A 12,251-nucleotide genomic window follows, 5' to 3' on the forward strand; every position below is an offset into this window, starting at 1 on the left:
GGGGTGGGTCGGTCTGAGGCCGGGGTCGCGTTCGACAACGGGCCTACCCACCCCCGACCCCTCCCTTCCAGGGAGGGGAGGAACTTAGATCAGCAATGCGCGAGCAAATGGCCGAAGCAATCGGCCTGGTCGGGGATCCCCATCGTGCGTAGCGCGTGCCAATAGGTCGCAGTGTTGATCGCGATCACCGGCTTTTCCAACCAGAATTCGGCAATCGCGGCGACCTGTGCAAACGCCAGGTTGGTCCCCGCCTGAATGACGGCGTCGACGCCCTCGGACACCGCGATCGCGGCATTCTTGAGTACCGCCTTAGATTCATGCGCGATCAGCATCGGCGAGGGGGATTTCAGGCCGATCAGATTGACCACCTCATAGCCCTGGTCCTCGAAGAACTTTTTCACATTGGCATCGCCGACCGGCATGTACGGCGTGATGATGCCGATCTTCCTGATCGGCTTGGCATCGGCCTCATACGCCTTGATCGCGGCATCGACCGCGGTCGATCCCATGATCACGGGAATGCCGCCGGTGCGCTCGAGCATCTTCTTGTGGAGCCGCTCCGCCCCTTCCGCGCCGTCCCAGAAGGTCTCGGCCGACATGCCCATGATGACGCAGCCCGGCTCCATCGACATCGAGATGTCTACCGCGCCGGAGGTCGAATCGCGGATCGTGTTGAGCATCACCATGAAGCTCGCATCGTCGGTCACCTTGGTATCGGGGATCGCGATGCGGCTGAAGTGATTGGTCACGCCGCGCGGCTGCATCGCCGCGTATTCGGGTTCGACGCTGGTGTTGGTCGAGGGCGCGACCACCGCGAACTTCATTCGGTGTCCCAGGGAATCGACCATGCGCTCGCGCCTTTCAAGGTTGTTCGCCCGCCGAAGCATCCGCCGCGCGCCGACGAAAGCGCGCGCCACGCACTCTCCGCATAGCGGTCATCGCGGGCCCGGCGCGGCGCCAGTCGCAACCACCGGGGATCGCCGTGATATTTCGCAAGGGGACCGTTTTCCCCGGCAGACGGACACTCCCGAGCCGCACGCGGACCCCGGCGCTGCGGCGTGGCTACGTGCCGATCCAAGAAACGCAGTGTCAGAAGCGGGGTAACGGTGTGCGGGGGACTTTGGGTAACGCTACCAGCATGAAGCGGACGCAGGTGGTAATCGCGGGCGGCGGTCCGGTCGGCGCGATCGCCGCGTATCGGCTCGCGCTCGCCGGAATCGACACGATCCTGCTCGAGGCCTTGGCCGATTGCCCCGAGGATATGCGCGCCTCGACGCTGCATCCGCCGACACTCGAAATGCTCGCCGAACTCGGCGTGCTCGACGAGCTCGAGGCGGTCGGCCTGCGCGCGCCGGTCTATCAATATCGCAATCGCCGCAGCGGCGCGGTGATCGAATTCGATCTGGGCGAACTGGCCGACGTTTCGGCGCACCCGTACCGGCTGCAATGCGAGCAGTTCAAGATCGCGCGGCTGCTGACCGCCAAGCTCGATGCGCATCCGCACGGCGAGGCGCTCTTCTCGCGCCGCGTGCTGGGGTACGAGCAGGATTCCGACGGCGTGACCGTCACGCTCGAGACCCCGATGGGGATCGAGCAGATCCGCGCGGAGTATCTGATCGGCGCCGACGGCGCGAACTCGACCGTCCGCAAATGGACCGGCACGCAGTTCGAGGGCTTCACCTATCCCGAGCGCTTCCTGACGCTCTCGACGCGCTATCCGCTCGAGCAGCATTTCGACCGGCTGGCGCAGGTCAATTACGTGTCGGATGCGCAGGAATGGTGCGTGCTGCTGCGCGTGCCCGAGTTGTGGCGCGTGCTCGTGCCGACCGACCCGGCGGCCGATGATGCGCAACTGCTGTCCGACGCGAACAAGGACAAGATCTTCGACGGGTTGACCGGTGACGGGCAGGGGGTCGAGACCTATCACCGCACGCTGTACCGCGTGCATCAGCGCGTGGCGGAGAGCTTTCATCACGGGCGCGTGCTGCTTGCCGGCGATGCGGCGCATCTCAACAATCCGCTCGGCGGGTTCGGAATGAACAGCGGCGTCCACGACATCTGGAATTTGACGGGCAAGCTGCGCGACATCCTGCTCGATGGCGCCGACGCGCAGCCGCTGCTCGCCCGCTATTCGCGCCAGCGCCAGGCGATCGCGCGCAGCTTCGTCCAGGCGCAGACGATCGCCAACAAGAAGCTGCTCGAATCGCCGACGCAGGACGGGCGCAGCGAGCAGGAGGCCAAGATGGCGCACATGGCGGAGAATCCTGAGGAACGGCGGGCGTATCTGTTGCGGCAGTCGATGTACGAGAGCTTGCGCGAGGAAGCTGCGATCGTTTGATTGGCGGCGTAGCGGCAAAGAAAAGGGCTCCGGTGCAACGCGCCGGAGCCCTTCTGTTTTCTTAGCCCCTCCCCTTCAGGGGAGGGGTTGGGGTGGGGGCGTATCAACCGAGCGCAGGTCTCTGCGAGGCGTCCCCCACCCCCATCCCCTCCCCTTAAGGGGAGGGGCGAAATGTGTGTTACAGGTTCCCCACCGCAATATCCGCGATCGTCGCCTCATAGCCCTCTTTGGTATACGCCCCGGCCGCCTCATGCGCATCCTTGCGCATCAGGTAGAACAGCCGCTCGAGGAAATCCTGCCGCCACGCCTCGCGCTTCTCGAGCGCCGCCTGGTCGAGCTCCAACGTCTCGATCCCGGCAGCGAGATCGATCCCCGCTTTCGCCGCGACACGCTCGGCCGAATCGAGCCGGTCGTGGATCACCGCGATCTCGTTCGCCAGCACCATGATCATCGACATCGCCTGGTCCATGCCGGGCGCTTCGTAGAAGCTCGGGCGCTTGCCCTTCGCGTCCTTGACGACGTGCGGGCGGTCCTGCGTTGCGGTGCTCATGCTGCCTCTGCCTTCAACTCGGGTTGCGTCATCGGTTTCTGCGCGATCAGCACTTCCCAGCCGCCGCCGGGGGCGAACTCGCCCGCGGTGAAATCGCGCTCGGCGACCGCGGTCGCGGCCTCCGCGCTATAGCCGTCGGACTGCGCGGCGAATTCCATCACCGCCATCGGCGCGGTGTCGAAGCGGACGTCCGCGCGGTCGAACCCTGCACGCACGGCGAGGGCGGGCTGGTCGAGGTCGCGCATCGCGCCCCAGAACGGCTCATTGTTATACCAGGTCTCATTGTCGAGGATGAACTGGGTGAACGGGTCCATCAGGTCGAACGGCGGCAGATCGGCGTGGATCATGTAACCGCCGGGGCTGAGCACGCGCGCGCATTCCTCGAAGATCTTGGGCATCGCCTTGCCGCTCGTCTCGTGCAGCAGGATGTGGCTGACGACGAGATCGAAATAGCCGTCGGGGAAGCTCGTCGCCTCGGCATTCATCTGCGCGAAATTGACCTCGAGGCCGAGCCCTGCCGCGCGCGCATGCGCATAGCGGATCTGCGGGCCGGCGACGTCGATGCCCCACACCTCTGCCTCGGGGAACAGCTCCTTATAGGGGAGGGTGGAGTGGCCGACGGTGCAGCCCATGTCGAGGATCCGGCGCGGCGTGAAGCCGCCCAACTTGCGCTTGATATAGTTGCAGACCGAGCGGCCCATGTCGTCGTTGAGCGGACCGGTATAGCCCATCGCATAGAGATAGACGCCGCGATCGTAGAGCACGCCGACCGACACATCGTTGGGTGCGACTTCGGTGGTGTAGCCGCCGGGCATGCAATGGATGTCGAGCGCGGTGACGTAGCGCGGCGCGACGAAGCCTTCGGGGATGTCGAGCTTAGCGTTGGTCGAGGCCGAGAGTTCCTTCGCCTTTTCAATCAGCTCGGGGAGCTCACGATCGACGCTGATATTGACCGATTCCCACAGGATCTCCTGCGCGATGCGGTTGGCCGCGGCGTAATGCTGGAAATAGAGGTTATCGACCATCCCGGCGCGAATGTCGCGGCGGTCGACCGGCGCGCGGCCATGCTCGCGCTCGAACACCGGGGCGACTCGCGCCTTGAACACGGGCGCGAGGCCCGGGAGCAGATTGCTCTGGATGAAGCCCTTGAAGCTCTTGGTGAATTCCTGACGCGACGCTTCGTCGTGCGTCAGCGTGGGGAGCATCGCGTGATGCCCCTGTTGGAAGGTGTTGAGCATAAGCCGTTACTCCATCTCTATGGCGCGCAGCGTGCGACCGACGCCCAAAAAAGCAAGCGCCGACGCGCGCCGTTATCCGCCAGGCGGACAAACAGCGCGCATCGCCACGATGGCCTGGTGTCAGGCCGGGTCGACCAGCAGGCGCATCTGCACCGATGCGGCGCCTTCGCGCAGTGCGGCGCCGGCCTTGTATTCGGGCGACTGGGCATAGGCCTTGGCCGAAGCGACATCGGGGAAGCGGCTGACGATGACGCGTTCGTCGGGGTTCACATCGCCCTCGAGCACTTCGGCGACCTTGCCGCGGACGAGATATTCGCCGCCATGCTTTTCGCTCAGGCCCGCGATCGCCTTGGCGTAATCGGCGAACTTGACCGGATCGGAAATGGTGACGGTGGCGACGATATAGGCGGCCATGAAGTCTGTCCTTGCGTGGTGTGGCCAAAGCCTAGTCGCGGTGTCGCGTCGGCGAAGCCGGGCAGGGCGAATGTCCGCCTGCCGGTCAGCCGCCCAGCCCGAGCACGCCCGGGTTCATTAGCCCCTTTGGATCGAGCGCCGCCTTGATCGTGTCGAGCAGCGCCGAGGCGTGCGGGTCGAGCCGGTCGCGATAGGGATAAGCGCGCCCGATCTGGAAGTGCGCGGCGCCGTATGCCTGGTAGAGCGCGATGATGTCGGCCTTGAGCTGGTGCGTGTAGGCGCGTGCTTCGGCATTGTCGTCGAACGTCTTGAGGCTCGCGATATGCGCGGGTGCGAGCGTGTGGCGGTGATAATCGGTGCGATCGTCGGGCCAATAGAGCGCGACCTCGTAGAGGAAGCCGCTCGCGCTCGCCGGGCTGAACATCGTTCCCGACCAGATGCCGAGCCGGTCCATCTCGACCTTGCGGCTCGCATACAGCGCCATCAGCGCCTCGTGGAACGCGACGACCTGCCGCTGCGGCAGCACGCCGTGGATCGGCACCCAGCGCTCGCCGCTCGGCCCCAGGATGTTGGTCAGCGGCGCGAAGGGGAGCGAGCGGACGAAGCTCGGCACGCTGTTGGCGATCTCGCGGCCGTGCGGCGCGACGACCGCGCGCAGCCGATTGGCGCGCGCTGCAGCGTCGCTCGCATCGACGCCCTCGACGATGAAGTGGCACATATAGGCGCCCGCCTGCATCGCCGTGTTGCCCGCCAGCGCCATGCGGACGAGCTGCTTCACCCCGGCAAAGGCGTTGGGCGCGGCGGCGAACAATTCGCGCGCGATCTTGAGCTTTGCGCTGGTGCCTTCCTGGCGGCCGATCTGCCCCTGCGACAGCGACAGATCGAGCCCGAAATGCGAATCGTCGAGCCCTTCGCGTTGCGCGTGGCTGACCGCGGCATGGCAGGCGGCGAAATCGTCGAAGGCGAAGCTCACCGCCTCGAACGCCTCGCGGATCGCGATCAGCGGGAGGCGGATCGTCGTCTTGATGCCGAGCGCACCGCAATCGCCGGTGAACAGGCCGGTCAGGTCGGGCCCGTAATAGCGCGTCGCGGTCGATGCCCCCGTCTTGAGGAGTTCGCCCGAGGCGAGCACCACGTCGAGCGACAGGACCGATTGCGCCGAAATGCCGTACGCGCCGCTGCCATGGCTCACCGTATTCTGGCTGACCGCGCCGCCGACCGTCGCGGCGAGCCCCGAGAACGGGCCCCAGAACGGCGTGCGCAGGCCGTGCGCGGCGAGCGCGTCCTTGAGCTTGGCCCAGGTCGCGCCAGCGCCGACGGTGACGACCGCATTCTCCGCGTCGATTTCGATGCTGTCGAGCGCGCCGGTGTCGAACAGCACGTGCCCGCCGGCATCGAACAGATAGCCGTCGGTGTACGACGCGCCGCCGCCGCGCGGCACCATCGCCACCCCCGCCGCGGCGCAGACCCGCACCGCCGCCTGCAGCGCTTCGACGCTCTCGGGTCGAACGATCAGCGCCGGGATGCCGCCGCTGCGATAGACGTCGTTGCCCATCACGCTGCGCAGTGCCGGGTCTTCGCTGACGGCGGCTTCACCGATCGCGGCGATGAGCTGGGTCTTGAGGGTCATTCGCGCGTCTCGCATTGGCCAGCATGTCGGCGGGGCTATCGACCGGTGATGCGCACGCGCTTACCGCACGGCGATTGGTTGACCAGCTTTATCCGATAAGCGGTCAGCCTGGCCGATCGCCACGGCGTCGGCGAGGTCGATCGCGCCGGCATTCGGGGCGGCGGGGCAGTTACGGCTTTCGTCCGGGGCGGCATCGTGGCAGATCGGATGCGGCATAAACTTGCGCGATGTTAAACGCCGGCGACAGGACGGCGGCACGCGGTGTGGTATCGGACACGGCTTCTTGGACCTGCGGCAGCTCAGACGTTTCATCACGGTCGCCGAACTGGGCAGCTTCAACCGTGCGGCCGAGCTGCTCGCGGTATCGCAGCCATCGCTCACCCGCAGCATCCAGTTGCTCGAGGACAGTCTCGACTCGCGTCTGTTCGATCGCGGGGCGCGGGGCGTGACGCTCACCACGCTCGGCGAGCAGTTGCTGCCGCATGCGCGCATCATCCTGAGCGAGCGCGACCGCGCTCTGTCGGCGATCAGCGCGCTGCGCGGACGGTCGGGCGGGCTGGTCACGGTGGGTGCGGATTCGAGCTTTGCGATGCGGCAATTGCCCGCGGCGCTGGGCTATATGGTCGAGCGGCATCCCGACATCCAGATCGTCGTCAAGGAAGAGAATTTCGCCGACATGCTTGATTCGGTGCGCGAGGGGCGGCTCAACCTCGCGCTCGGGCTGCGCGCGTCGTATCTGCCGATGGGCGATCTGCTGTTCGAACAGTTGAAGATCGAGAGCGCCGGCGTGATGATCCGCGCCGGGCACCCGGTGTTGCGCCGGAGCGCGCCGCCGCGGCTGGCCGACCTCGCCGCCGTGCCGTGGATCGTCACCGATCAGCCGCTGGTGGTCGAGGGCTGGTCGAAGATGTTTCTCGACGACGGCGTGCCCGTTCCGTCGATCGCGCTCCGCACCTCGTCGCTGCAGGTGACCAAGGCGTGCATCCTCTCGGGCAATTTCGTCGCGCTCGGCAACCATACGAGCTATTCGGACGAGATCGATGCCGGCCTGGTCCATGCGCTCGACCTCGGTTATCCGCGCTATGAGCGCCCCGCGGGGCTGTTCCGGCGCGCAGGCGGCAAGCTGTCGCCGGCCGAACGCGCGTTCATCGCCATCCTGCATGAAGTGTGCGGCGAACTCGACGCGGCCTGATCGATCGACCCGCCCACGAGCAATCGCGCTGCGATGCAGCAATCGTATCGGTTATGCAGTATTTCAATTTGATGACCGTCGGGCCATCTGCGACCAAGACCGGGCTCTAAATAAACCTCCGGGTCGGCGGCAACGTCGGCCCGCTTTTTCCAGAGCACTGTCCGGAGCTGCTTAAAAAGCAAGCATGCTGCCTATCCACTAGGCAGTGCCCCAGCCCCTTAGCGGCTGCCGACAGGAAAGCGAACCCTTTTTTCGTCCTTGTGACGATTTTCGAATGCCGTTCCCATTTACGGGTGAGATTGCCGTGACGCCTGCTCTTTCCGCTCGACCCGCTGCACCGGCCGACGCCCCTCACGACAGCCGGCGACCGACCGATCGGCGCGGCGCGTGATCGTGCGGGGCTATACGCCCGGCCGCTACGGCCAGCTGCATTACCGCGCGGCCGGCGCGCACGGCGGCAGGCCGACGCTCGTGCTGCTGCACCAGAACCCGTCGTCTTCGCTCGAATATGAAGCGCTGATCGAGGAACTGACACGCGATCGTCGCGTCATCGCCTTCGATACGCCGGGCTATGGCATGTCCGATGCGCCGCCCGCGCCGCTCGATATGGCGGGCTATGCCGCCTGCTTCGCCGAGGCGTTGCCCGCGATGGGCCTCGCCGATGCCGATGCGTGCGACGTCTATGGGTTCCACACCGGCGCGCTGCTCGCGATCGAGCTGGCGATCGCCGTGCCCGAGGCGGTGCGACGCGTCGTCGTTACCGGGCTGCCGATGCGCAGCCCGGCCGAATGCGCCGAGCGCCTGGCGAACGCGCAAGCGGCGCCGGTGCTCGACGAATCGGGGGATGTCGCGCTGACGATGGCACGCGGTCTGTGGGACTATGTCGTCGCGGCACGGACGCCGGGCGTCGAACTGGCCCGCGCGGCGCGTGTGTGGGTCGACAAGCTGACGCCGCTCGATCGTGCGCAATGGGCGTATCACGGCGTGTGGTCGTACGATTTTGCGGCGCGTTTACCGCTAGTCGGTCAATCCACGCTGCTGTTGCAGCCAGCCGAGGCGATCATGGCACAGTCCATCGCAGCCGCCACCCTGTTCCCCAATGGTCAGGTCGTCGGTCTGCCCGAGTTCGACCGCGACCTGTTCGACCTTCCCGAAGCCATCGCCCGCATGAGCGCGGAGATGCGCCGATTCCTCGATCAGTAACGACGCCCATCCAAGGAGATCCCAGTGCTAGCCAATCTCGAAAAGACCTCGGATGCCGATCTGGTCGTTCCCGACATCACGCATTCGGTGGTCGACCCCGCGTTCATCGCGCGCGAAGTCGCGCGGCGATACGATCTGCCGGGTCCGATCAACGCCTTCCTGCTCTATCGCGGGATGAACGACGTCTACATGCTGCAGGGGCCGACCGAGCGCTATGCGGTCCGCGTTTGGCGCAAGACCTATCGCGACGTCGACGAGGTCGCCTATGAGCTCGATTTCCTCGATTATCTGCGCGAGCAGAATTTCCCCGCCTCGGTCGGCATCCGCGACCGGGAGGGCAAGCTCTACTTCAAGGTCGCTGCACCCGAGGGCGCGCGGGCGATCGCGGTCTATACCTGGGCGCCGGGCAAGAAGTTCGGCGACATGCTCGACATCACCACCGCCGAGATGATCGGCGCGCGCTTTGCCGAGATGCATCTGCTCGGCATCAAGCATGCTGGCCCCGACCATGTCTTCGGCACCGAGAACGCCACGCGCTTCGAGGTCAACATGCCCGCGCTGCTCGACTTCGTGTACGATCGCCCCGACGATCTGCGCGACTATGCGATCATCGCCGAGCGCCTGAAGCAGAAGCTGATCGACATGCGGCAGGAAGATGTGCCGATGAGCATCTGCCACTGCGATTTCCACCCGAGCAACGTGCATGTCACCGAGGATCGTGTGATCACCTTCCTCGACTTCGACGGCGCGGGTGAAGATTATATGATGCAGGACGTCCAGAATTACGTCTGGGGTAACCTTTTTTACGGTTTCTCCGACAGTTACGGCGAGGCGTTCGAGCGCGGCTATGAGAGTGTGCGGCCGTTCACCGAAGCCGAGAAGCAGTATCGCGAGCTGTTCCTGCTGGCCAAGGCGTTCCGCCTGGTCGCCGGCATGGCGCATTCGTCGAGCGCGGTCGGGCGTGGCACGCTGCGCTTCCGCGGGCTCGACTGGCTCGGCGACTATATCAAGACCCGCGCACGGCCGCTCGGCCTGCTGTGATGAGCGTGGCCCCTGCAATCCTGCCGTCGCGGACCCAGGCGTGGGCGACCATCGCCTTGCTGTTCCTTGCCTCGATCGTCTCCGTCATCGACCGCACCGTGCTCAACGTGGTGGTCGATGCGGTGAAGGGCGATCTCGGCATGACCGACGTCCAGATCAGCCTGTTGCAGGGGCTTGCCTTCGGAATTTTCTACGCGACGATGGGGGTGTGGCTCGGCTTCGTCGCCGATCGTTCGTCGCGGCGGTTGTTGATCGTGGCCGGGATCGGGCTGTGGAGCCTCGCGACGATCGGCGGCGGGTTGGCACAATCGTTCGGCACGATGTTCCTTGCGCGCCTGCTCGTCGGGCTGGGGGAAGCGGCGCTCGCGCCGGCGGCTATCTCGCTGATCGCCGATCTTTTCCCGCCGGGGCAGCGTGGCCGCCCGATCGGCATCTATCTGATGGGGCAGGCGGTCGCCAACGGCATTTCGATCTGGATCTGCGGCGGCTTGCTGTCGGCCGCCTCTAACGGTGCGTTCGCGCATTGGCCGCTGATCGCATCGCTTGCGCCGTGGCGCGTTGTGTTCGTGCTGTGCGGCGTTGCCGGGCTGTTCGTCTCGGCGGCGTTCCTGCTGACGCGCGAACCGCCGCGCGGGGATCGTGGCGAGCAAGCGCCGCGCGCTTTGGTTGCGCAGATCGGCACGGTATTCCGCCATCTCGGGCGTGAGCGCGTGCGCTATTTCGGCGTCTATCTCGGGTTCGCCGCCTGCTTCCTCGGCGCGTATGGCGCGGCGGCGTGGCAGGTCGCGATGATCAGCCGCAAGTTCGCGCTGTCGCCTGCAGTCGTGGCCGGGATGATGGGCCCGCTCAGCATCTGTTTCGGATTGCTCGGGCCGTTGGTCGGCGGCACGCTGGTCGATGCGGCGATCAAGCGGTCGGGCAATGCCGGGCTGCTCCGGCTGCTCGCGGTGCTGCCGCTGTTCGCGGTGCCGAGCACTTTCGCCGTGCTTATGCCGACGCCGTTCAGCGCCGCTTTGCTGTCGGCGAGCCAGCTCGGTATCACCGCGCTCGTCGGCACGGCGACGCTCGCCTATCTCCAGGCGATCGCGCCGGCGCACATGCGCGGGATCGCGGTGTCGATCACCGGGCTCGTCAACACGCTGCTCGGCGCTGCGATCGGGCCGGTGCTGGTCGCGCTGCTGACCGAACGGCTGTTCGGCGATCCCAAGCTCGTCGGCTGGGCAATCCTGACGGTCGCGGCGCCAGCCTATCTCGGTGCCGCCGCGCTCTACGCGCTGACCGCGCACCTCAACCGCCGCCAGGATGCGCGCGAACTGCGGGAACTGACAGCATGACCGAGATCGACACGCTGATGGCGGGCGACGACGCGCTGCTCGAGCAATTGCAGCAGCGCGGGCCGATGAACTTCGCGCGTGCCTATGAGGTGATGGAGCGCTTCGGGCTCGACGGGCTCGTCGTCACCGATCCGCTCAACGTCTTCCATATGCTCGGCTATTGGCCGCAGATCGCGACGACGCGGCTCGGCCAGCCGCCGACGACCTTCGCGATCCTGTCGCGCGACCAGCGCCAGGCGCCGGGGATCGTGACCTCGCACTTCATCTATTACTACACCTTCGTCGATGGCGGCCCGCGCGAGCGGCTGCAGAGCTATCTCTATATCGATGCGGGCGATGCCGGCGACGAGCGCCAGCAGGCGCCGTATCCGGGGCTTTTCGCCGATCGCGGCGCCGCGCCGCAAACCGAGGTCGAGCAGCGCCGCGAACAGCGGACCGCGGGCGCGCTCGCGATAGAGCCGGCGCATGCCGATGCCGGCGGCGCGCTGGTCCGCGCGCTGAAGGCGATGGGGCTGTGGACCGGCACGGTCGGCTACGATCATCCGCTGATCCGCAGCATCGCCGAGCGGCACGAGCGGCCGGGCACGCTGGTGCCGGCGGACAATATCCTGCGCTTCATCCGCATCATCAAGTCGCCGCTCGAGATCGCGCTGATGCGGCGCGGCGCGCAGGGTAACACCGCAGCGGTCGGCGCCGTGATCGAGGCGGTCGGGGCAGGGGCCAATTATCGCGACCTGCGCCGGCTGTTTGCGGTCGAGGCGGCCAAGCGCGGCAATCGCGCGGTGTTCATGACGATCGACCGGGTCTCGTCCGAACTCCCCACCAAGGATGCGGTGCGCGACGGGCAGACGCTGTTCCTCGACGGGGTCAGCCATTTCCAGAACTATCATGGCGACTATGCCCGCACCGTCTTCGTCGGCGAGCCGACCGCCGCCGCGCGGCGGCTGTCGAGCGCGATCGTCGAGGGGTGGAAGGCGATCCGCGAGCAGCTCCGCCCGGGGCTCAGCTACCGCGACATCACCGCGATGGGGATGGAGACGCTGCGCAAGCTGGGCGTCGCCGAGCAGGTCGGCTTCGGCCCGCACAGCGTCGGCATGATGCACACCGACGAGCCGGGCGTCGAGGGCGGCGATTTCTTCGTGAAGGACAATCTGATCCTCGAGGAGAATATGGTGCTGAGCGTCGACTGCCCGAGCCTGGAAACGGGCATCGGCGGATCGATCCATATCGAGGATCTGATGCTCATCACCGCCGACGGCGCCGTGCCGATCCACGACATTGGCGATCACGTGACCACGGTTTGAGGACGAC

Annotated in this window: 12 protein-coding genes; 6 read left to right on the plus strand and 6 right to left on the minus strand. The window is 66.3% G+C overall.

What is annotated here, in order from left to right; genetic code table 11:
* Positions 1-89: 89 nt before the first annotated feature.
* Positions 90-848, minus strand: a complete 759-nt coding sequence (locus tag EAH76_RS19075; RefSeq protein ID WP_140851860.1) for a maleate cis-trans isomerase family protein — start codon at positions 846-848, stop codon at positions 90-92.
* Positions 849-1,138: 290 nt separating this feature from the next.
* On the opposite strand from EAH76_RS19075, the gene EAH76_RS19080 reads away from it, so the two are divergent.
* The gene (locus tag EAH76_RS19080) at positions 1,139-2,338 is read left to right on the plus strand and encodes an FAD-dependent oxidoreductase (RefSeq protein ID WP_140851861.1); all 1,200 of its coding nucleotides are present in this window, start codon (positions 1,139-1,141) and stop codon (positions 2,336-2,338) included.
* A gap of 178 nt (positions 2,339-2,516) precedes the next feature.
* Here EAH76_RS19080 and EAH76_RS19085 read toward each other — a convergent pair whose 3' ends face one another.
* The 5 genes from EAH76_RS19085 to EAH76_RS24010 all read right to left on the minus strand — a co-directional run bounded on the left by EAH76_RS19085 (position 2,517) and on the right by EAH76_RS24010 (position 6,386).
* Positions 2,517-2,888, minus strand: a complete 372-nt coding sequence (locus tag EAH76_RS19085) for a hypothetical protein (protein WP_140851862.1) — start codon at positions 2,886-2,888, stop codon at positions 2,517-2,519.
* Positions 2,885-4,126, minus strand: coding sequence for a class I SAM-dependent methyltransferase (locus EAH76_RS19090; RefSeq protein WP_140851863.1), 1,242 nt, complete (start codon positions 4,124-4,126; stop codon positions 2,885-2,887). The genes EAH76_RS19085 and EAH76_RS19090 overlap by 4 nt, the downstream gene beginning before the upstream one ends.
* 120 nt (positions 4,127-4,246) lie before the next feature.
* Positions 4,247-4,540 carry a DUF1330 domain-containing protein gene (locus EAH76_RS19095; protein WP_140851864.1) on the minus strand — a complete coding sequence of 98 codons (294 nt, stop codon included), beginning with the start codon at positions 4,538-4,540 and terminating at the stop codon, positions 4,247-4,249.
* An 85-nt stretch (positions 4,541-4,625) separates the two neighbouring features.
* Positions 4,626-6,170: an FAD-binding oxidoreductase gene (locus EAH76_RS19100; protein ID WP_241659793.1), complete on the minus strand. Its 1,545-nt coding sequence runs from the start codon at positions 6,168-6,170 to the stop codon at positions 4,626-4,628.
* Between the two features lie 60 nt (positions 6,171-6,230).
* On the minus strand, positions 6,231-6,386 hold the full coding sequence (locus EAH76_RS24010) for a hypothetical protein (protein ID WP_161989096.1): 156 nt from the start codon (positions 6,384-6,386) through the stop codon (positions 6,231-6,233).
* A gap of 67 nt (positions 6,387-6,453) precedes the next feature.
* Between EAH76_RS24010 and EAH76_RS19105 the strand changes: the two genes are divergently transcribed.
* From EAH76_RS19105 to EAH76_RS19125, 5 genes are all read left to right on the plus strand, one after another.
* Entirely contained in the window at positions 6,454-7,362 is a 909-nt protein-coding gene (locus EAH76_RS19105) for a LysR family transcriptional regulator (RefSeq protein WP_140851866.1), read from the plus strand.
* Between the two features lie 387 nt (positions 7,363-7,749).
* Positions 7,750-8,565: an alpha/beta fold hydrolase gene (locus EAH76_RS19110; RefSeq protein ID WP_140851867.1), complete on the plus strand. Its 816-nt coding sequence runs from the start codon at positions 7,750-7,752 to the stop codon at positions 8,563-8,565.
* A 24-nt stretch (positions 8,566-8,589) separates the two neighbouring features.
* Positions 8,590-9,606: a phosphotransferase enzyme family protein gene (locus EAH76_RS19115; protein WP_140851868.1), complete on the plus strand. Its 1,017-nt coding sequence runs from the start codon at positions 8,590-8,592 to the stop codon at positions 9,604-9,606.
* Positions 9,606-10,940, plus strand: a complete 1,335-nt coding sequence (locus tag EAH76_RS19120; RefSeq protein WP_140851869.1) for an MFS transporter — start codon at positions 9,606-9,608, stop codon at positions 10,938-10,940. Before EAH76_RS19115 ends, EAH76_RS19120 begins: the two co-directional genes overlap by 1 nt.
* The gene (locus EAH76_RS19125) at positions 10,937-12,244 is read left to right on the plus strand and encodes a M24 family metallopeptidase (protein WP_241659794.1); all 1,308 of its coding nucleotides are present in this window, start codon (positions 10,937-10,939) and stop codon (positions 12,242-12,244) included. Before EAH76_RS19120 ends, EAH76_RS19125 begins: the two co-directional genes overlap by 4 nt.
* Positions 12,245-12,251: the final 7 nt, after the last annotated feature.

This window comes from Sphingomonas glacialis (genome assembly GCF_006439055.1).
GTDB lineage: Bacteria > Pseudomonadota > Alphaproteobacteria > Sphingomonadales > Sphingomonadaceae > Sphingomonas > Sphingomonas glacialis_A.